This window comes from Ruegeria sp. AL3 (assembly GCF_056536065.1).
In genome coordinates this window covers 2,986,712-3,005,967 of the sequence record NZ_JBQFJG010000001.1, presented here as the reverse complement: position 1 = coordinate 3,005,967, position 19,256 = coordinate 2,986,712, and the positions used below count along the sequence as shown (strand labels likewise).

General features: G+C 58.8%; 18 protein-coding genes. 10 read left to right on the top strand and 8 right to left on the bottom strand.

Features of this window, described 5'->3' with window-relative positions; all coding sequences use genetic code 11:
• Nucleotides 1–4: 4 nt before the first annotated feature.
• Nucleotides 5–763: a DsbA family protein gene (locus tag ACR3E6_RS15205; protein ID WP_480487876.1), complete on the bottom strand. Its 759-nt coding sequence runs from the start codon at nucleotides 761–763 to the stop codon at nucleotides 5–7.
• Nucleotides 760–2,142 (bottom strand): M48 family metalloprotease, encoded by a 1,383-nt coding sequence (locus ACR3E6_RS15200; protein ID WP_480487874.1) that lies wholly within the window; start codon nucleotides 2,140–2,142, stop codon nucleotides 760–762. The genes ACR3E6_RS15205 and ACR3E6_RS15200 overlap by 4 nt, the downstream gene beginning before the upstream one ends.
• Here ACR3E6_RS15200 and ACR3E6_RS15195 point away from each other — a divergent pair.
• The 3 genes from ACR3E6_RS15195 to ACR3E6_RS15185 all read left to right on the top strand — a co-directional run bounded on the left by ACR3E6_RS15195 (nucleotide 2,141) and on the right by ACR3E6_RS15185 (nucleotide 7,175).
• A complete protein-coding gene (locus ACR3E6_RS15195; RefSeq protein WP_480487872.1) occupies nucleotides 2,141–3,304 on the top strand; it encodes a pyridoxal phosphate-dependent aminotransferase in 1,164 nt (387 codons plus the stop codon). The genes ACR3E6_RS15200 and ACR3E6_RS15195 overlap by 2 nt on opposite strands.
• 66 nt (nucleotides 3,305–3,370) lie before the next feature.
• Nucleotides 3,371–4,591, top strand: a complete 1,221-nt coding sequence (locus tag ACR3E6_RS15190; RefSeq protein ID WP_480487870.1) for an N-acetylmuramoyl-L-alanine amidase — start codon at nucleotides 3,371–3,373, stop codon at nucleotides 4,589–4,591.
• Nucleotides 4,592–4,685: 94 nt separating this feature from the next.
• On the top strand, nucleotides 4,686–7,175 hold the full coding sequence (locus ACR3E6_RS15185; RefSeq protein ID WP_209832811.1) for a penicillin-binding protein 1A: 2,490 nt from the start codon (nucleotides 4,686–4,688) through the stop codon (nucleotides 7,173–7,175).
• On the opposite strand, the gene ACR3E6_RS15180 is transcribed toward ACR3E6_RS15185, so the two are convergent.
• On the bottom strand, nucleotides 7,169–7,609 hold the full coding sequence (locus ACR3E6_RS15180; protein ID WP_480487868.1) for an aminoglycoside phosphotransferase family protein: 441 nt from the start codon (nucleotides 7,607–7,609) through the stop codon (nucleotides 7,169–7,171). The two genes, ACR3E6_RS15185 and ACR3E6_RS15180, sit on opposite strands and share 7 nt — an antisense overlap.
• A 45-nt stretch (nucleotides 7,610–7,654) precedes the next feature.
• On the opposite strand from ACR3E6_RS15180, the gene prfB reads away from it, so the two are divergent.
• The 4 genes from prfB (at nucleotide 7,655) to ACR3E6_RS15160 (ending at nucleotide 11,804) form a co-directional block, all read left to right on the top strand.
• Entirely contained in the window at nucleotides 7,655–8,782 is a 1,128-nt protein-coding gene (gene prfB, locus ACR3E6_RS15175; protein WP_480487866.1) for a peptide chain release factor 2, read from the top strand.
• A gap of 1 nt (nucleotide 8,783) precedes the next feature.
• Entirely contained in the window at nucleotides 8,784–9,488 is a 705-nt protein-coding gene (locus tag ACR3E6_RS15170) for a M50 family metallopeptidase (protein ID WP_480487864.1), read from the top strand.
• Between the two features lie 103 nt (nucleotides 9,489–9,591).
• Entirely contained in the window at nucleotides 9,592–10,992 is a 1,401-nt protein-coding gene (locus tag ACR3E6_RS15165) for an amidase (RefSeq protein ID WP_480487862.1), read from the top strand.
• A gap of 26 nt (nucleotides 10,993–11,018) precedes the next feature.
• Nucleotides 11,019–11,804: a DUF2189 domain-containing protein gene (locus tag ACR3E6_RS15160; protein ID WP_171723087.1), complete on the top strand. Its 786-nt coding sequence runs from the start codon at nucleotides 11,019–11,021 to the stop codon at nucleotides 11,802–11,804.
• 9 nt (nucleotides 11,805–11,813) lie between these two features.
• Here the strand turns inward: ACR3E6_RS15160 and ACR3E6_RS15155 are convergent, their stop codons facing one another.
• From ACR3E6_RS15155 to ACR3E6_RS15145, 3 genes are all read right to left on the bottom strand, one after another.
• Nucleotides 11,814–12,533: a helix-turn-helix domain-containing protein gene (locus ACR3E6_RS15155; RefSeq protein WP_480487860.1), complete on the bottom strand. Its 720-nt coding sequence runs from the start codon at nucleotides 12,531–12,533 to the stop codon at nucleotides 11,814–11,816.
• 314 nt (nucleotides 12,534–12,847) lie between these two features.
• On the bottom strand, nucleotides 12,848–13,408 hold the full coding sequence (gene ilvN, locus ACR3E6_RS15150) for an acetolactate synthase small subunit (protein WP_171631799.1): 561 nt from the start codon (nucleotides 13,406–13,408) through the stop codon (nucleotides 12,848–12,850).
• A 69-nt stretch (nucleotides 13,409–13,477) separates the two neighbouring features.
• Nucleotides 13,478–15,229, bottom strand: coding sequence for an acetolactate synthase 3 large subunit (locus ACR3E6_RS15145; RefSeq protein ID WP_171631802.1), 1,752 nt, complete (start codon nucleotides 15,227–15,229; stop codon nucleotides 13,478–13,480).
• A 69-nt stretch (nucleotides 15,230–15,298) separates the two neighbouring features.
• On the opposite strand from ACR3E6_RS15145, the gene ACR3E6_RS15140 reads away from it, so the two are divergent.
• The 3 genes from ACR3E6_RS15140 to ACR3E6_RS15130 are packed head-to-tail and all read left to right on the top strand — an operon-like array spanning nucleotide 15,299 to nucleotide 16,915.
• Nucleotides 15,299–15,649, top strand: a complete 351-nt coding sequence (locus tag ACR3E6_RS15140) for a hypothetical protein (RefSeq protein WP_480487858.1) — start codon at nucleotides 15,299–15,301, stop codon at nucleotides 15,647–15,649.
• 1 nt (nucleotide 15,650) lies between these two features.
• Nucleotides 15,651–16,496, top strand: coding sequence for a HalD/BesD family halogenase (locus ACR3E6_RS15135; RefSeq protein WP_480487856.1), 846 nt, complete (start codon nucleotides 15,651–15,653; stop codon nucleotides 16,494–16,496).
• A 47-nt stretch (nucleotides 16,497–16,543) separates the two neighbouring features.
• Nucleotides 16,544–16,915 (top strand): bleomycin resistance protein, encoded by a 372-nt coding sequence (locus ACR3E6_RS15130; protein WP_480487854.1) that lies wholly within the window; start codon nucleotides 16,544–16,546, stop codon nucleotides 16,913–16,915.
• Nucleotides 16,916–17,010: 95 nt separating this feature from the next.
• Here ACR3E6_RS15130 and ACR3E6_RS15125 read toward each other — a convergent pair whose 3' ends face one another.
• On the bottom strand, nucleotides 17,011–17,658 hold the full coding sequence (locus ACR3E6_RS15125) for a response regulator transcription factor (protein ID WP_171631808.1): 648 nt from the start codon (nucleotides 17,656–17,658) through the stop codon (nucleotides 17,011–17,013).
• Nucleotides 17,655–19,088 carry a cache domain-containing protein gene (locus ACR3E6_RS15120; RefSeq protein ID WP_152458267.1) on the bottom strand — a complete coding sequence of 478 codons (1,434 nt, stop codon included), beginning with the start codon at nucleotides 19,086–19,088 and terminating at the stop codon, nucleotides 17,655–17,657. The genes ACR3E6_RS15125 and ACR3E6_RS15120 overlap by 4 nt, the downstream gene beginning before the upstream one ends.
• Between the last annotated feature and the right edge of the window lie 168 nt (nucleotides 19,089–19,256).

The window sequence follows — 19,256 nt, the reverse complement described above, 5'->3', positions numbered from 1 at the left end:
GGCCTTAGCCGCGTTCGGCACGTATACCGTTAACGATCTGCTGCATCTGATCGGCTGGCAAATAGCCACGCAGCATCTCTGTGCCCAACACAAACGAAGGTGTGCCCGAGATCTGCATCCGCTGGGCCAGAGCACGGGTGCGCGCAATCTCATCCGTGACGCGATCGCTGTCCATCGCCGCGATGATCTCGTCGCTGTTCAGCCCCAACCCGTCCGAGATGCGGCGTAGGGCAACTTCGCTTGGCTCGCCGGTGAATTCCAGCAGGGCATCATGGACCTGCTTATATGCGCCGTCGCCCGCCACGTGTTTGGTGGCCACGGCAAAACGTGAGGACAGCACAGACGCATCACCCAGGATGGGGAATTCCTTGATCACAAGGCGGATGTTGCCGTCTTCTGCCAGCAGGCTGGTAACTTCGGGAACGGCCCGGCGGCAATAGCCACACCGGTAGTCCATGAACTCGACCAGCGTGATGTCACCATCCGGGTTGCCGCCAACCCAGCTGTACCCGTCATCAAACAGTTCATCCGCATTGGCGGCGACCAGTTCTTTGTCCGCCGCGGCTTCGGCGACGGCATTGCGCTCTTCCAGAATGTTGATGGCTTCGATGATCACTTCGGGGTTTTCCAGCAGGTATTCGCGTACCTGGGCACCAAATTCCGCCTTCTCGGCATCGTTCATCGCGTTCAAGTCCAGCGCCTGCGCCGAGGTCGCCGCCAAGGAAAGCCCCAGAAGGGCGGGTGCAGCATGTCTGAGGATCATTTCCGTTTCCTTTTGTCTTTGTCGAGTCGTTCCGATGCAATCAACACGTCTTGTGCCCTTTGCCAACCCGGTGAGCCTTCGGGCAGACGTGCCACGGCGCGTTTTGCGTGAATTCCGGCATCTTTCAACCGCCCTTGCAGCGCATAACGCTCTGCCGTCACGGTCGACGCCATACCATCATTGCCGACCTGAGCATAGGCAACACCCAGATCCTGCAACAGCCTGGCGTTCCGGTAGTCCCGGGCGCGGGCTTTTTCCAGCACGCTCAGGGCCTGTTTGGTTTGGCCCTGCGCCAGCAACGCCCGCCCGTAGCCAGCCAGGATCAGCGCATCGTTCGGAGCCATTTCAACAGCGTTCCCATACGCTTCAACAGCCGCGCCTATTTGCCTGTTTTCCAGCAGAATTTGCCCTTTCAGGTCATAATAGTAGGGGTCGTTCGGGCGCAGCGCCAGTGCCTCGTCGATGGCACGACGCGCGCGATCCAAATCACGGTTCTGATGATAAGCCGAAGCCTCGCGCATCAGGCGGATGTCCTGAGCGGTTTCTTCTTTGGCGCGCCGTAATGTCCAACTGGGTGAGCGTAAAAAGGCCGACAGTTTGCCTTTGATGCGGGCAAACCAGTAATCGGCATTGGCATTCGGAACGGCCTTGTCGCCGAACTCATCCAGAAACGCTTCGGCGGCGCGCAATCGTTCACGACTGGTGGGATGCGACCGCATGTACGGGTCCTGATTGGCGACGCTCAGCAATTCCTGACCCGCGAATTTTCTGTGCAGCTCGACCATGCCGCTGGGGGAAATCTGAGCCCATCGCAGATAGCTTGCGGCGCTTCGGTCGGCCGAGGCTTCTTCGGCGCGGGTATGGCCCAGAAAGCTGCGGATTGCGGCGCCTTGGGTGCCTGCGGCGATGCCAATGGCGGCTTCACCCCCTCCGGCCGCAGCCGCAAGCAGGGCCAAAGCGGTACCAAGGCCCGCATTGCGCCGCGCCGCCTTCAGGTTTTCGGCACGCCGGGCCAGATGGCCGTTCGCGATATGCGCGGCCTCATGCGCGATCACCGCTTGCAGCATTTCGGGGCTTTCGACCGTAAGGATCAGCCCGTAATTCAAATAGATGGCGTTGTAGTCGATGACGAATGCATTGAACGTGTTGTCATTGACCACAAGGATTTGAACCCGATTGGTGTTCAGACCGGCGGCGCGCAGAACCGGAAAGGCCAGCTCGCGCAGGCCACGCTCGATATCGGGGTCGCGGATCAGGCTTTGCCCATGAGATTGCGTTGCCGCCGCCAGCCAGACACCAACCGACAGGATCAGAGCCGGGATTGACGTCAGCAGGGATACGCGTTCAAAAGCCATGGCTGCAACATGGGAGATGGGCATGAGAAACTCAACCCGGTCCGGGGTCGATCCCTTCATCGTGATGGACGTGATGGAGGCCGCGCGCCGTGCGGAAGAAGCGGGCCGCCATGTGATTCACATGGAAGTCGGCCAGCCTGGAACCGGCGCCCCCAAGGGTGCGACCGAGGCGCTGGCGAAGGCGATGGATCAAAGCCCGTTGGGCTATACGGTGTCTCTGGGTTTGCCTGCGCTGCGAAAGCGTGTCGCGCAGCTTTATGGTGAGTGGTACGATGTGGACCTGAACCCGGGGCGCGTGGTCATCACGCCCGGATCGTCCGGCGGGTTTCTGCTGGCTTTCACGGCATTGTTCGACAGCGGGGATCGCGTCGGAATCGGTGCGCCGGGGTATCCGTCTTATCGCCAGATTCTCAGGGCACTTGGATTGGTGCCGGTCGATCTGCCGACCGCGCCTGAAAACCGTCTGCAACCCGTGGCAGCGGATATTCAGGGAATGGGCCTGAAGGGGCTGATGGTGGCGTCTCCGGCGAATCCTACCGGCACGATGCTGGATCACGCCGCCATGGGGTCGCTGATCGAAGCCGCACACGGGCAGGGGGCATCCTTCATCAGCGACGAAATCTATCATGGTCTGGAATACGAGGCCAAGGCCGTGACCGCGCTGGAACTGACGGATGAGTGCTATGTGATCAACTCGTTTTCCAAGTATTTCTCGATGACCGGTTGGCGCGTGGGCTGGATGGTCGTGCCCGAGGATCAGGTGCGCGTGGTCGAGCGGATAGCCCAGAACATGTTCATCTGCGCGCCGCATGCCAGTCAGGTTGCGGCACTGGCCGCGATGGATTGCGAGGACGAGCTGCAAGCCAATCTGGACGTGTACCGCCGAAACCGCGCCCTGATGCTGGACGGGCTGCCCAAGGCGGGCTTTACGAAAATCGCGCCTCCGGACGGGGCTTTCTATGTCTATGCCGACGTGTCTGACCTGACCGATGACAGCCGCGCATTTGCGGCCGAGATTCTGGACAAGGCCGGGGTCGCGGTCACGCCGGGTCTGGATTTCGATCCGCAGCGCGGCCATACGACGTTGCGTTTTTCCTATGCGCGTTCGACGGCCGACATTCAGGACGGGCTGGAACGGTTGCGCGTTTTCATGACCGAGCAGAAGGTGATCGGGGAACCTGCCTGAGCCGTTCACAAATCAGCCCTTGTGGTATAGGCTGCCCGGCAAACGATCTCGGGAAAACTTGAGGCCATGAGCAGGATCTTCATTTGCATCGCCCTGATCTGGGCGTTGTGCGGCAGTGCCGTCGCGCAGGATTTCAGCGCGCTGGCACGCGTTCAGCCCGACCAGAGCCGAATCACGGATGTGGGGCGAACCGGCGTTCGCGTGGATATCGGCCTGAGCCAGGGGGTGCCGTACCGGATCTTCACCTTGCAGGATCCGTACCGGATGGTTCTGGACTTTAACGAAGTGGACTGGACCGGGCTGAACCGAACGGATTTCCTGCAATCCGTACGCGTCAGCGGCGTGCAATTCGGGGCCTATGTTCCGGGTTGGTCGCGGTTGGTGTTGGAACTGGGCGCTCCGATGGCCGTAGACACTGCCGAGTTGACGGTTGCCGAGGATTCGGGGGCGGCTCTGCTGTCTCTGAACCTCAAGGGCACGGATTTTGATACGTTCAACGCAACCGCAGGTACGCCGCGCAACCCGGGATGGGACTTGCCGGAGCCGGCTGATGTGCCGCAGGCATCGGCGCGCTCGGCAGACAGGCCGTTGCGCGTAATGCTCGATCCGGGGCATGGCGGGATCGATCCGGGTGCCGAAATCGATGGCGTTGATGAAAAAAACCTGATGCTGACCTTTGCCCGCGAACTGCGCGAAGTTCTCTTGCGATCAGAAGGTTATGAGGTGGTCCTGACCCGCGTTGACGACCAGTTCGTCTCGTTGGAGCGCCGGATTGCCCTGGCGCATCGGGCTGGCGCGGATCTGTTCATTTCGTTGCATGCGGATTCCCTGTCGGAAGGTCAGGCCCACGGGGCTGCCGTCTATACCTTGTCTGCCGATGCTTCGGATGTGGCCAGTTCAAAACTGGCCGAGCGGCATGATCGGGGGGATTTGATCTCGGGTATCGATCTGAATGGTGCCGATGATCAGGTGGCCGATGTTCTACTTGATCTGGCGCGCCAGGAAACGATGCCGCGGACCAGGTCACTGGCCAGCGCGATCGCCAATGGGATGGCCCAGCAAGGCGGGCCGATGAACCGCAAACCGCTGCGGACTGCTTCGTTCTCGGTTCTCAAGGCGGCCGATATTCCGTCTGTTTTGGTCGAACTTGGATTTCTGTCCAGCCCCAGAGATCGGGAAAACCTAAGGGATTCGAAGTGGCGGGCGAAAATGGCCTTGGGGATATTTCAGGGGATCGAAGACTGGCGTCAGCAGGATGTGATCCGCAAATCCCTGATTGGCCAGTGACCTTGCGACGCAAAACGGCTAGAATACGCTTGGTGTTTTGACCCTTGGGCGGTGCAACACTATATAGGCACCACCGCGAGAAAAAGGCAGTAACGTGATCCGGTTCATTCTTTCGTTTTTCGGGGCGATCTTCAGTATCGTTACCTTGGGTATTTTCATGGTCGCACTGGTGATCGGTGCGGTGTTCTGGATGTATGGCCGGGACCTGCCCAGCCACGAATCCCTGGCCCAGTACAAGCCCCCGACGATCAGCCGGATCTATTCGGGCGAAGGCCAGTTGATCGACGAATTCGCGCAGGAACGCCGCCTGTTCACGCCGTCCGCGGAAATTCCCGATCTGGTGAAACAGGCGTTTATTTCGGCGGAAGACAAGAATTTCTATACCCATCAGGGGTACGACCCACGCGGCATTGTCGCGGCAGGTGTCGAAGCTGTGCGCACCAAAGGCGGAACCGTGCGGGGTGCGTCGACCATTACGCAGCAGGTGATGAAGAACTTCCTGTTGTCGGGCGACCGCCGGGCAGAACGCAAGATCAAGGAAATCATCCTCGCCACCCGGCTCGAGGATACCCTGGACAAGGAGCAGATCCTTGAGCTCTACCTGAACGAGATCTTTCTGGGTCAGAACTCGTACGGTGTGACGGCCGCCGCACAGACCTATTTCAACAAGACCTTGCAGGAACTTGCCCCGCACGAGGCCGCGATGCTGGCCGCGATGCCCAAGGCGCCGTCGGATTACCACCCGGTCCGGGAAAAGGAACGCCTGCTGGCCCGCCGAAACTATGTGCTGCGCGAGATGTACCAGAACGGTTACATCGATCAGGCGACCTATGAGTCCGAGGTCGAGATGCCGCTGCGCTCGGTTCAGAACGGCGATTTCGAAAGCTTCCGCACCGCATTGCCGCCGCGAGACTACTTCACCGATGAAATCCGACGTCAACTGAGCGAGGACTTTGGTGAAGGTGAGTTCTTTACCGGCGGCTTCACGGTTCGTGCGTCGGTGGACGAGGAAATGCAGGTCGAGGCCGCAAAGGCCCTGCGCACGGCGTTGCAAAAATATGACCGGTCGCGCGGGAAATGGCGTGGCACAGGCGAAGTGATCCCGGAAGAAAAACTGGCGGATGAGGCGCAGTGGCGACAGGCGCTGTCGCTTCTGGAAATTCCGCGTGATGTGGTGCTGCCGACCCGCTGGTATCCCGCCGTGGTTCTGAATGTCTCGGATCAGCAACTTACCGTCGGGATCGAAGACGGCCCTGCGAATGGCACCATTCCGCGGTCCGATATCAAGTGGATGCAGGGTGATTTTGCGGCGAACTTCAAACGCGGTGATGTGATCCTTGTTGTCGAGGGCGAAGAGGGGCAGTGGTCTGCCCGTCAGGTGCCCGAAGTTCAGGGCGCCTTTGTGGCGATGGATGTGAACTCGGGCCGCGTTCTGGCGATGCAGGGCGGGTTTTCTTATCAGGACACCGTTTTCAACCGCGCCACGCAGGCACAGCGCCAGCCGGGATCCAGCTTCAAACCCTTTGTCTATGCCGCTGCGCTGGACAGCGGATACAGCCCCGCAACTATCGTTGTGGACGCACCGATCGAGGTGAACACGCCACAGGGCTTGTGGCGGCCCAAGAACTCGTCGAACAAGTTCTACGGGCCGACGCCTTTGCGCACCGGGATCGAGCAGTCGCGGAACCTGATGACCATCCGTCTGGCGCAGGAAGTTACAATGCCCGTCGTTGCCGGCTATGCGGAGCGGTTCGGTGTCTATGACCGGATGGGCGCGTTTTTGGCCAACTCGCTGGGGGCCGAGGAAACCACGCTCTACAAGATGGTCGCGGCATATGCGATGTTCGCCAACGGCGGCCAGCGTGTGGAGCCGACTCTGGTCGACCGCATTCAGGACCGGTTCGGCAAGACCATCTATCGCCACGATGACCGTCAGTGTCTGGACTGTAACTCGACCTGGCTGGAACCGGATGAATCGCCGACCCTTGTCACAGACCGCGCGCAGGTCATGGATGCGATCACCGCCTATCAGCTGACATCGATGATGAAGGGTGTGGTCGACCGCGGGACGGCATCCAGAGTTGTGAATCTGCCCGTGCCAACAGCAGGCAAGACCGGAACCACCAACGAATCCAAGGATGCGTGGTTCATCGGCTTTACGTCGAACATCGTGGCGGGTTGCTACATCGGCTATGATCGACCGCGCCCGATGGGGCGGGGGGCTTATGGTGGTACCTTGTGCGGCCCGGTGTTCCAAAGCTTCATGGAAAAAGCCGTTGAAAAGTATGGCGGCGGGCCATTCAAGGTTCCAGAAGGTGGTCACTTTATCAAAATCGACCGTTTCAGCGGCGCCCGCCTGCCGGATGACGCCACCGGTGACTATGTCGTGGCCGAATTCTTCCGCGACGGTGTCGATGGGTTCATCGACCGTGTTTATGATGGTGGTTTTGCGATTGGTTCCGACCTGCCCTTGTTCGAGGAAGCGCAGCGCGCAGGTGTGCAGGTTCAAACCTCCACCGGTCAAACCATCACGGTCGGCCCCAAGGCTACGCAAGGCGATCTGAGTACCGGCGGTCTTTACTGATCGGCCACGTCCTGAATAAGGGGCAAAAGCTCCGGGTCGTTTTCGATGGCACCGCCGGATCGCCAGCAGATGGACAAGGCGCATTTGGCGGCTGCCCATTGGGCCAGCCGTTTTTCTGAAACCTTCATAGCTTCGGAATAGAGCGACAGGCAGGTTTCGATCTGCCGGGGATTGCGCACCAAATCGGTCATGCCTTTTGGGTGCCGCAGTGCATTTGCCAGCTCAAAGGCCGGATCACCTGCATATCCTTTGGCATCGAAAACCCGCGGGCCATTGTGGGTTAGAACAATGTTGCCCGGGTGAAGATCCCCGTGCAGGGGCACCGGCGTGAGCTGTCTCGGCAACCAGTTCCGGCTGATGCAATTCCCATCGGTCCGGAAACTCTTTGAATGGGCCTTGTATTCACGCCCAGCCCGTCTTGTGGTGTCTCGCACCTCTTGCTATCACGCAGGCCTGATTGAGCAAGTTGGGACAAGACCATGCGCGCCGAAACCCAGAATATCGTGGCGGAAATCGAAAAGTCGCTGGAGCTGCTGGCGCAGCGAATGGACTATGAGACCGCGCCGCATCGCCTTGAGGAATTCAATGCGCGCGTCGAAGATCCCAACCTGTGGGACAATCCCGAAAAGGCGCAGAAACTGATGCGCGAACGGCAGATGCTGGTCGACGCGATCGAAACCTACGAGTCCATCAAAACCGATCTCAACGACAATATCGAACTGATTGAGCTGGGCGAGATGGAGGAAGACCAAGAAGTCGTTCAGGATGCCGAAGCCGCGATCAAGACGCTAAAAACCAAGGCCGCGAAGAAAGAGCTTGAGGCGTTGCTGGACGGTGAGGCCGACAGCAACGACACCTTCCTCGAAATCAATTCGGGCGCGGGCGGAACCGAAAGCTGTGACTGGGCGTCGATGCTGGCGCGGATGTATGTGCGCTGGGCCGAGAAAAAAGGCTATACGGTCGAGCTTCAGTCCGAAACCCCGGGCGAAGAGGCAGGGATCAAATCCGCTGCGTACAAGATTTCGGGGCACAACGCTTATGGCTGGCTGAAATCCGAAAGCGGCGTGCACCGGCTGGTGCGGATTTCGCCTTTTGACTCGGCGGCCAAGCGGCACACCTCGTTCTGTTCGGTCTGGGTCTATCCCGTGGTCGACGACAATATCGAAATCGAGGTGAACCCCGCCGATATCCGCATCGACACCTACCGGTCATCGGGTGCCGGTGGTCAGCACGTGAACACCACGGACTCGGCTGTTCGGATCACGCACATCCCGACCGGGATTGTTGTAACCAGCTCGGAAAAGTCGCAGCACCAGAACCGCGATATTGCCATGAAAGCCCTGAAATCGCGCCTGTACCAGCAGGAACTGGACCGCCGGAACGCCGACATCAACGCGGCACATGAGGCCAAGGGTGATGCGGGCTGGGGCAACCAGATCCGGTCATATGTTTTGCAGCCCTACCAGATGGTCAAAGACCTGCGGACAAATTACGAGACCTCGGATACCAAGGGTGTTCTGGACGGCGATCTGGACGGCTTCATGGCGGCCACTCTGGCCCTGAACGTGGCGGGCAAGAGCCGCTCCGAGGCCCAGGGCGACAGCTGAGGTGAAGCGTAACAGCCCTTTCCTGAACGTTCTGAAAGGGCATTGGCAGCTTATCCTCATCACGGCCCTGGTGTTTCTGCTTTGGAATACACCGGTTGCGGTTCCACTGAAGATACTGGTCGTCTTTCTGCATGAGTTGTCTCATGCGGTGACGATCTTGATGACGGGCGGCTCGGTCGAGAGCTTTTCGATCTCACCACAACAGGGCGGCGTTGTCGTCGGCCGGGGCGGCAATCGCTTTCTCAGCCTGTCTGCCGGGTATCTTGGTTCCCTCGCGCTGGGCATGGCCCTTTTGATCCTTGCCTTGCGAACACGGGCCGACCGCGCCGTTCTGGCGGGTTTTGGCGGCGTCATGTGTCTGGTGGCGGTGCTGTATATCCGCGACCCGTTCGCCCTTGTTTTCAGCATCGGAACCGGGGCTGCGATGATTGCTGCGGCGTGGTATCTGCGCCCGGATGTAAGCGATCTGGTGCTGCGCGTGATCGGATTGACCAGCATGATCTATGTCCCTTTCGACATCTTCGATGACACGATCCGACGGTCCGGCGCGCGGTCGGATGCATTCATGCTGGCCGAGGAATTCGGTGGCTCTGCCATGTTGTGGGGCGGGATCTGGCTGGTGCTCAGCTGCATCGCGATCGTTCTTTGCCTGCGCTACTGGCTTGGGGCTGACAGCAACCTGCATTTTCGCAGATCAGCGCGCTGACATTACCGTCTGGGACGACGCTGAAAAGATACATTTAGACAGTGGGTTTAAATGATCTGAACTGCCCGCTAGGCTGCCGGAAACGACAATAGATTGGCGCGTCATGGACCTGACCCGGATATCGGCTACAGACCTTTTGAAACAGTTGGCCAACCGGCAGGTTTCAGCCTCGGACGTGATGCAGGCCACGCTGGATCGCATCGCCAAGGTCAATGGTGATGTGAATGCCATCGTCGCATTAAGGGATTCAGATGGTTTGATGGCCGAGGCGAAGGCCTGTGACGACGGCCCGATCACCGGCCCGCTGCACGGTCTTCCAATCGCAGTCAAGGATCTTGTGAACGTGGCGGGTGTCGTCTCGTCGCAAGGATCAACTGTTTTTCAAGACCACGTGCCAGCCAGCGACGATCTGATCGCCGCGCGGATGCGGCAAGCCGGTGCCATCCTGATCGGAAAGACCAATACGCCGGAATTTGGGCTGGGATCGCACACGTTCAATCCGGTCTATGGGGCAACGTGCAACCCTTATGATGCCAATCGTACCTGCGGTGGCTCATCCGGCGGGGCGGCGGTTGCCTTGGCGACGGGCATGGTTGCGCTGGCCGATGGCTCAGACATGATGGGCAGCTTGCGCAACCCTGCTGCCTGGAACAACGTTTATGGCTTTCGGCCAAGCTGGGGCAGGGTGCCTTCCGATCCCGTGGGGGACAGCTTTTTGCACCAGTTGTCGACACTGGGCCCCATGGCGCGCTGCCCCGAAGATCTGGGTGTTCTGCTTGATGTCATCTCGGGTCCGGACCCGCGCTTGCCGCTGGCCGTTGAAAGTGCGCCGGTGTCGCCAGTGACCGCCGCAGAGCTGCAAGGGCTGCGGATCGGGTGGCTTGGCGACTGGGGCGGCGCTTTTCCGACCGATCCCGGTATTCTTGACATCTGCAAAGACGCGATGGGCGTGTTCGAAACGCGTGGCGCGCGGGTTGAGGACATCGCCCCGCCTTTCGATGCCGAAAAACTCTGGACCAGCTGGATCACCTTGCGGTCGTTCAGCGTGGCCGCCGGGCTGGAACCCTTGGCATTGCAAAAGGAAGACTTGAAAGACACGGCACAATGGGAACTGGATCGGGGTCTGGCACTGAGTGCAATGGAGGTGCACCACGCCAGTGTCATCCGCTCGGAATGGTTCCGCTGCGCAGCGAAGCTGTTCGAACAGTTTGACGCGTTGGTTCTGCCGTCTGCTCAGATCTGGCCGTTTTCGGTTGATTTGTCTTACCCGACAGAGATCGCGGGCCGGGCCATGGATACCTATCACCGATGGATGCATGTCACGATACCGGTCAGCCTGATCGGCCTGCCATGCCTTGCTGCGCCCGCGGGGTTTGGCACGCAGGGGCTGCCGATGGGGTTTCAATTGTTCGGGCCCAAAGGATCGGACCGGAAACTGTTGTCAGTCGGAGCGGCTTACCACGCCGAAACCAATTGGCCAAACAAGAGGCCGGCGATGCCATAACGCCGGTCAGGGAGGAGGAAGACAACATGGAAAAACCCTTTGGTGTTCCGGATATGCGACCGGTCGATACCGCCATGCTGCGTACTGCATTGCAGCGCGCCTGGGCCGACTTTCGCCGCGCACCGCTGTTCGGCCTGATTTTTGCGGGGTTTTACGTACTTTCCGGGTGGGCGATGGCGTGGGTGACAATTCAAACCGGAACAACCTTCTGGCTGGTGCTGGCGGCCATCGGGTTTCCGCTGATCGGTCCGTTCGCCGCTGTTGGTCTGTACGAGGTATCGCACAGGCTGGAACAAGGAGAGCCGCTCGATTTTGGCGCGATCTTCGGGGTCGTGATGCAGCAAAGCCGCAGACAATTGCCCTCGATCTGCGCGATCATAGTTGTCGTGTTTCTTTTCTGGTTTTTTCTGGGGCACATGATCTTTGCCCTGTTCATGGGGTTGGCGACGATGACCAACGTGTCGACCTCGCTTGAGGTGTTTCTGACATTGAATGGCCTGACAATGCTGGCCGTCGGCACGGCCGTCGGGGCGGTTTTTGCAACCGTTCTGTACATGATCACCGTTCTGTCGATCCCTCTGCTGCTGGACCGCGAGCTGGATTTTGTAACGGCCATGATCACCAGCTTTACCTACGTGTCAGAGAACTTTCCGGTGATGCTGGCCTGGGGTGCCTTCATCGCGGTGCTGACATTTCTGGCGATGGTGCCCTGGTTTCTGGGGTTGCTGGTGGTTCTGCCGTTGCTGGGACATGCCAGTTGGCATCTTTACCGGCAGATCACGCAGAACGATGAAGAGGAAACACCAACCTGAGACGGAAGGTTACAGGTTCTGAGCCACGTTGTTCGTCGACAAGCGCGCAGCAGCAAAAATGGCCGTCGAGTCGTGCCCAAGGTATTTCAGCACAACGGGTTCGGGCGTTGTCGCATTTGTCGGGCTGATGACCGACCCACGCCAATGAACTGCCGTTCCCGTAGGGTCCGGAGAGATCAGATAGACCCGGCTGTTCTGACCTTCCCGCTGGGAGGTCAGCATATAGACAGTGTCACCGCTTGAGGCTGCTATCCCCTGTATTTCCCGCGCTTTCGGTGTTGCCTCGGGCATTGCCGCGCGCGACACGTAGCCACGGATCAACGTACATTGGGCCAAGGGTCGGGCGTGCAGCAGGGTCATCCGGTGTTCAGCCGAAAGGCTTTCGATTACCGCGTAGAACCCGGGTGAAAACGGGGATTTCTCTATCGCATCCGCACCAGAACCCAAAAACTCTGTCAGGGCCGGAGTTGCGGGGTGTTCTTCGATCTTTTCGATCTCGTCCAGCGGTTTCAGAAGAATGCGGGCATCCGCATCGAAGAACCGGCATATACGGTCCAGCACATCCGGTCTGGGAACGCTTTCACCGGAAAGATATCTGTTGAACTGGGTACGGTTTACGCCAAGTTGGCGGCACAGCGCCGAGACCGAGCGATATCGCTTTGCCAATTGCCGAAGGTTCGCACCAAACATTGCGCGAATCTCGGCTGGACTACGAATATCGTCAGTCATGGGTGTCCACGTCTTGCTAAGTTTCCGGAAGAAACCGACAACGCACCGACGCCGAAGCCCGGTGCATATTCAAAAATCGTACAGAATGACCCCAAGCAACGTATCCCCACGTCGCGTTGCGGCGACAAGGCTAACGTTCTCATGTGTAAAGGCAATAGGCTTTATCGGAAAATGCCTGATCTTTTTCCGGAAAAGCCGACCCTATGGCAATTTTAGCGCATTCAGATCGCCAGAGTTGAATTGCAAATCGCCGGCCACCTTAAAAAGTGTTCCCGCCTTGGCTGCAAGACAAGTGCCAAGGCGGGACAGGTCGGTCAATCGCCGCGCAGCAGGGCCGCCACGCCGGTACGCGCGATTTCCATCAGGCCCAGCGGGCGCATCAGGTCAGCAAAAGCGTCGATCTTGTCGGGCGCACCGGTGATTTCGAAGATGAAAGAGTTCAGGGTGCTGTCAACCACATTGGCGCGGAAGATATCGGCCAGACGCAGGGCTTCGACCCGCTTGTCGCCTTCGCCGACGACTTTGATAATGGCCAGTTCGCGTTCAACCGAAGGACCTTCGACCGTCAGGTCATGCACGTCATGGACAGTCACGATCCGGCCCAGCTGCGCCTTGATCTGTTCGATCACCTGCGGTGTGCCTGTGGTGACAATGGTGATGCGGCTCAGGTGTCCTGTGTGATCTACCTCGGCCACGGTAAGGCTTTCGATGTTATAGCCGCGCCCCGAGAACAGTCCGATCACACGGGCCAGGACACCGGGTTCGTTCTCGACCAGCACGGCAATGGTATGGCGTTCCTGCACGTCCGAGAAGGTAGGTCGTAGGTTGTAGGCCGAATGGCGGGTAGCGCCTTTTTTGATATGTAGGGCAGACATTTATGTCCCTTTCATCATCCTTGACAGGTTGAGCGCAGCGCGGCGCTCAACCAAATCCGTCGAATTTTGTTAAACCAGAACCGAGCCTTTGCTGTCGATCACGCCCTGCGTTTCCGCCTCGCCCAACAGCATCTCGTTATGGGCTTTGCCCGACGGGATCATGGGGAAGCAGTTTTCGTGCTTTTCCACCAGACAGTCAAAGATCACCGGACCGTCATAGTTGATCATTTCCATGATCGCGTCGTCCAGATCGGCGGGGTCGGAACACAGGATACCTTTGGCGCCGAACGCCTCGGCGAGTTTCACGAAATCGGGCAGGGCTTCGGACCAGCTGTGCGAATACCGCTCGCCATGCAGCAGTTCCTGCCACTGGCGGACCATGCCAAGGCGTTCGTTGTTCAGGATGAACTGCTTGACCGGCAGCCGGTACTGAACGGCGGTGCCCATTTCCTGCATGTTCATCAGCCATGATGCTTCACCGGCGACGTTGATCACCAGCGCGTCCGGATGTGCCATCTGCACACCGATGGAGGCGGGGAAGCCATAGCCCATCGTGCCCAACCCGCCCGATGTCATCCAGCGGTTGGGGTCTTCGAACCCAAGGTACTGCGCCGCCCACATCTGATGCTGACCCACCTCGGTGGTGATGTAGCGATCATGCTTTTTCGTCAGTTCTTCAAGCCGTTGCAGAGCGTATTGCGGTTTGATCGACTTTTCGCTGTTGGTGAAGGCCAGGCAGTTGATCTTGCGCCATTCGGCGATCTGCGCCTGCCATTTCTTGACGGCTGCCGCATCCGTCTTGCGCCCGCGTGACTTCCACACCTTCAGAATGTCTTCCAGTACATGCGCCACGTCGCCGACAATCGGGATGTCAACGCGGATGACCTTGTTGATCGAAGACGGATCAATGTCGATATGGGCTTTCTTCGACTTTGGAGAGAACGCGTCGATGCGCCCCGTGATCCGGTCGTCGAACCGTGCACCGATGTTGATCATCAGGTCACAGCCATGCATCGCAAGGTTCGCCTCGTAAAGGCCGTGCATCCCCAGCATACCCAACCAGTTTTCGCCCGATGCCGGATAGGCACCCAGACCCATCAGGGTAGATGTGATCGGAAAGCCGGTGGAATCCACCAGTTCGCGCAGCAACTGGCTGGCTGCGGGGCCAGAGTTGATGACGCCACCACCCGTATAGAAAACCGGCTTCTTGGCTTTTTCAATGGCTGCAACAAGCTCGTTGATTTCCTCCAAATCGCCTTTCAGCACAGGCTGGTAGTGCGAGGTCGAAGGTTTCGGACTGTTGTATTCACCCGTGGCAAACTGAACATCCTTGGGAATGTCGATCAGTACCGGTCCGGGACGGCCCGACTTGGCCACATGGAAAGCCTCGTGCAACGTTTCGGCCAGCGAATTCGTGTCCTTTACCAGCCAGTTATGTTTGGTGCAGGGGCGGGTGATACCAACGGTGTCGGCCTCTTGAAAGGCATCCGATCCGATCATGAAGGTCGGGACTTGCCCGGTCAGAACAACGATGGGGATCGAATCCAGCAACGCATCGGTCAGACCGGTGACTGCATTGGTGGCACCGGGGCCGGACGTGACAAGCGCAACGCCCGGTTTTCCCGTCGATCGGGCATAACCTTCGGCCGCGTGGATCGCGCCCTGTTCGTGACGCACCAGAATGTGGCGAATGTCGTTTTGCAGAAAGATCTCATCATAGATCGGTAGCACGGCGCCACCGGGGTATCCGAATACCGTGTCCACGCCCTGATCCTTGAGGGCCTGAACCACCATCTTTGCGCCGGTCATCTCACGTGTCATCTGCTTTGCTCCGTTCGCGACATGTGTCTTGCGTTCGACAAAAAAAAGCCCCCGATTTTTCGGAGGCGCATGGGTTCGATTATGGTTTACCGTTACCGGCCCATGCGCGTGGTTCCTACGATTACGACTAGCGTTCTCATCGCCAGAGGCTCCTTTTTGCTTGGGGGCGACATTATGGTCGGGGGGAAGGGGCGTCAACAGACAATTGCACCAATTTTCTATCACAGCGGCTGTATTTTGCGACATTTTATTGCGCAGATTGCCGCATGTCGGGAATTTCCGGGAATTCGACGTGAAAATTGGCCGTTTTGTGTGCGGATAAGGCGGTCTGAAAGCGTCAGGCCGATGTCCGAAACGGGCATGATCATTACTTTTTTCTGCGCCACGCTGAACGTGCAGGGGCAAAACCCGGAGGCTTGAAATGTTGCAGGACCTGGTTGATCTTGGCCGCTATCCGATCGATCGTCCGGATTCACCGGCTTATGATCAACTGATCGAGGATTTGAGACGCGAGTTGGAACAGGATGGGTGTGCTGTTCTGCCGGGTTTCGTGCACAAGGCAGGGGTCAAGCTTCTGGTGCAAGAAGCCGAGGGGGTGGCGCCCAAGGCGCACCGGTCCTTCAACAGAACCAACGCCTATTTCACGAAGGACGACCCAAGGCTTGGCATCGCCCATCCGATCCGCCGGTTCTATGATCGTTCGAACGCCTTTGTTCCGGCCGACAATCTTTCGAAATCCGGCCCGCTGCGGCGCATTTACGAGTTCGACGGCTTTCTTCCCTTTGTCCGCGATGCCCTGAATGAACCCGAAGACCGCTTTTTTCGCTACGATGACCCATTGGCGGACGTGATCATCAATGTCGTGGAAGAAGGGCAGGGCTTTCCCTGGCATTTCGACACCAACAACTACACCGTGACGCTGGCCATCCAGAACGGTGAGACGGGCGGCGCGTTCGAGTACGCGCCCAATCTGCGGACGGCGGAAAATGAAAACTTTGATCTGGTAGCCTCGGTTCTCGATGGGAACATGGGGCGGGTTCGCCGGCTGGAACTGCAGCCGGGGGATTTGCAGATCTTCAAGGGCCGGTATTCACTGCACCGGGTTGCTCCGGTCAGCGGCATGTGCCGTCGTTATGTCGGCATATTTTCCTTTGTCGAGGCTGAAGGCATGTGTGGCGGTGTGGAACGGACGCAGCAATTGTATGGCCGCGTTTTGCCGCATCACTACAAGCGCGCGGGGCTGCGAAAGGATCAATTGCTGGATTGAGTGGTCAACCTCGGTACAATGCATCTGTTTCCTGTCCGGAGAGTCAGATGCCCAAGATTTTGCAGCTTACACCATTTGTGTTGTGCTCGTCCCTGAAGGACCAGATCGACTTCTATTGTGATCGCCTTGGGTTCACCTGTGGGTTCACGCAAGACAATTATGCCTTTTTGAAACGTGGTCCTGTTGCGATCCGCCTTTTGGAGTGCCCGCCGCGGGATGACGGCAAGCCATTGGGTGATGAACACTCCTTCTATATCGATGTTGAAGATATTGATGGGCTTTATGACAGCCTGCGTGACCGATTGGCCGATCTGCCCGAAGGCCGTGTCAGGCCGCCGTTCAATCAGCCCTATAATCAGCGTGAATTCCACGTTCTGGACGAAGACGGGACACTGTTTTTTTTCGGAGAAGGTCTTTGACCCGGCGGGTACCGCTCCCGCCCATCGTCAACACGCCTGCGGCGTGTATCCTCTGGTTGGGCCGGGCAGCGCTGCGCGCTGCGGGCGCGTGCAGATCAGAATCCGACGCCGGTCCCTTGCAGTACGCCATGTTCCAAAGCGTAGCGTGTCAGCCCGGCGGTTGAGGATATGCCGAGTTTGCGCTTTATATTCTTGCGGTGCGTTTCGACCGTCCGCACGGAAATATCCAGCGTTTGCGCAACTTCCTTGTTGGATTTGCCCTGCGCCAGTTCAAGCAGAATGGTCTGTTCACGTCCGGTCAGCGCTTCGCGCACGTTGTCGCCCTTGGGCTTGAGCGATCCGCTGGCGCCGGTGCACAGATACCGTTCACCCCGCATCACCGCATCAATGGCCTGCTTGATCTCTTCAGTGGGAACGTCCTTGAGCACGTAACCTTTGGCACCGTGGCTGAGCGCGGTCGAGATATATTCCGGGCTGTCATGCATCGACAGGATCAGGATGCGCGTTTCCGGCAATCGTTCCAGGATGATTTCCGTGGCGCTGAGACCGCCGAGGCCGGGCATGTTCAGATCCATCAGGATCACATCCGGGGCAAGGTCAACAGCCTGATCCACTGCCGCCTGTCCGCTGCCAAGCGTACCGACAACTTGGATCTCATCATAGCTTTCGAGGATGGACTGGATGCCCTCGGCCACCATTGGATGGTCGTCGACGATAAGAACTCGGATGCTTTCGGCGCTCATGTGCCGGCCTTTCGGTTCGGAGTTGCGTCTTCCTGCGGCGGCAGAAGGTGGCTCAGCGGCAGACTGACTTCGATGACAGTGCCGCCACGCGGTCCGCGTGATGACAGAATGCGCAGGGACCCGTCAAGCTGTTCGATGCGTTCTTGCATGTTGCGCAACCCGATCCCGGTGCTGGGGGTGCTGGGATCGGTCCGCATGCCCCGGCCATTGTCCGTGATCCGCATGGTTGCACCTTTCTTGTGCCCGCGCAGGTCTATCGTAACATGCGTGGCTCCAGAGTGGCGCTCGATATTGGTCAGCGCCTCTTGCGCGATGCGATACAGGGCAATCTTGCTGTCCTGATCCAGCCGGTTGCGGAACACCACGGTCGAGAATTCCGTCTCGATCCCGGTGCGGTCCCGGAAATCGTCGGTCAGAGCTTTCAGCGCTGGCCCAAGACCCAGATCGTCCAGCACGCCGGGGCGCAGGTCGCGACTGATGCGGCGGACCTCGGTGATGGCGGTGCCAAGATGGTCAATCCCTTTGTCCAGCGGATCGCGTGCGCCCGCGTCATCGCCGCGCGACAGGCGGCGCCGCGCGTTGTCCAGCGCATAGCGTACACCGACCAGTATCTGGCTGATGCCGTCATGCAGTTCGCGGGCAACGCGGCCACGTTCCTCTTCCTGGGCATCGAAGACGCGCTGGGTCAGCTCCTTCAGCTTGGCGTCTGCAAGTCTGCGCTCGCGGATGTTCAGCAACATGCCGGATGCAAAGACGATGAGAACCGCCGCCACAACGATCGCGCCGATATACATGAAGGTGCGCTGAACGCGGGCCTCGACCTCGGCCCTGGCGTTGGCGACCGTTGCAACGATGTCGTCGATGAAGACTCCGGTTCCCACGACCCAGCGCCAGTCCTGAAGCCCGACGACATAGGCGATCATCTGTGCTTCCTCTCCGGTCGAGGGCTTTTGCCACATGAAGCTGTGCCAACCGGCCCCCTGGCGGGCGAGGCGGATAAACTCGTCAACGATCGGAGTGCCGTCGCTGTCCGTCAGCCCTTCCCAGTTTCGGTTGATGAACTGCGTCTGGCGGGGGCTGACCAGGTTGTTGCCGTCATAATCGTAGACAAAGAAGAACCCATCCTGGCCATAGATCATTGCCGACAGGATTTGGGACACGAGGTTTTTCGCGACCTCATCATCAGGCTCGGCCCGGCCGTAGATATAGGCGAACCCGTTGCGCGCCTGTGTTACGTAGTTGCGCAACTCTTCCTTCTTGGCTTCGACCAGGCTGCGTTCCAGCGCTTCGATCTCACGCTCGGCGGTCGCGCGGGCCTCGTATGCCACAAGCACGGCAATTGCCGCCACGGCCACGACCAGCGGGATTGCCGCAACCAGTGACAATTTCTGCGCATAGGTCAGCGAGACCAGATGTCGGAGTCTTTGCATGGACGAATCGATACGCAAGCGGCGGCGAAAATGCAAAAAGATTGGGCTTTGTTCGGGGAATACAGAGATTATCGTCGGGGAAGACGTGATTTGCGGTCTGATTTCTTGCCGGAAATCGCAAAGAATCCGATTCTCTACGCAGTAGTAGGTATTCCCTTTCAGTTCGGT

What these genes read in the sequence shown, in the direction of transcription:
- ACR3E6_RS15165 (WP_480487862.1), top strand. Translation starts at nt 9,592, where the DNA reads ATGGACCTGACCCGGATATCGGCTACAGACCTTTTGAAACAGTTGGCC.
- ACR3E6_RS15145 (WP_171631802.1), bottom strand. Translation starts at nt 15,229, where the DNA reads ATGACACGTGAGATGACCGGCGCAAAGATGGTGGTTCAGGCCCTCAAG.
- ACR3E6_RS15130 (WP_480487854.1), top strand. Translation starts at nt 16,544, where the DNA reads ATGCCCAAGATTTTGCAGCTTACACCATTTGTGTTGTGCTCGTCCCTG.
- ACR3E6_RS15205 (WP_480487876.1), bottom strand. Translation starts at nt 763, where the DNA reads ATGATCCTCAGACATGCTGCACCCGCCCTTCTGGGGCTTTCCTTGGCG.
- ACR3E6_RS15195 (WP_480487872.1), top strand. Translation starts at nt 2,141, where the DNA reads ATGAGAAACTCAACCCGGTCCGGGGTCGATCCCTTCATCGTGATGGAC.
- prfB (WP_480487866.1), top strand. Translation starts at nt 7,655, where the DNA reads ATGCGCGCCGAAACCCAGAATATCGTGGCGGAAATCGAAAAGTCGCTG.
- ACR3E6_RS15135 (WP_480487856.1), top strand. Translation starts at nt 15,651, where the DNA reads ATGTTGCAGGACCTGGTTGATCTTGGCCGCTATCCGATCGATCGTCCG.
- ACR3E6_RS15200 (WP_480487874.1), bottom strand. Translation starts at nt 2,142, where the DNA reads ATGCCCATCTCCCATGTTGCAGCCATGGCTTTTGAACGCGTATCCCTG.
- ACR3E6_RS15190 (WP_480487870.1), top strand. Translation starts at nt 3,371, where the DNA reads ATGAGCAGGATCTTCATTTGCATCGCCCTGATCTGGGCGTTGTGCGGC.
- ACR3E6_RS15155 (WP_480487860.1), bottom strand. Translation starts at nt 12,533, where the DNA reads ATGACTGACGATATTCGTAGTCCAGCCGAGATTCGCGCAATGTTTGGT.
- ilvN (WP_171631799.1), bottom strand. Translation starts at nt 13,408, where the DNA reads ATGTCTGCCCTACATATCAAAAAAGGCGCTACCCGCCATTCGGCCTAC.
- ACR3E6_RS15140 (WP_480487858.1), top strand. Translation starts at nt 15,299, where the DNA reads ATGGGTTCGATTATGGTTTACCGTTACCGGCCCATGCGCGTGGTTCCT.
- ACR3E6_RS15160 (WP_171723087.1), top strand. Translation starts at nt 11,019, where the DNA reads ATGGAAAAACCCTTTGGTGTTCCGGATATGCGACCGGTCGATACCGCC.
- ACR3E6_RS15120 (WP_152458267.1), bottom strand. Translation starts at nt 19,088, where the DNA reads ATGCAAAGACTCCGACATCTGGTCTCGCTGACCTATGCGCAGAAATTG.
- ACR3E6_RS15125 (WP_171631808.1), bottom strand. Translation starts at nt 17,658, where the DNA reads ATGAGCGCCGAAAGCATCCGAGTTCTTATCGTCGACGACCATCCAATG.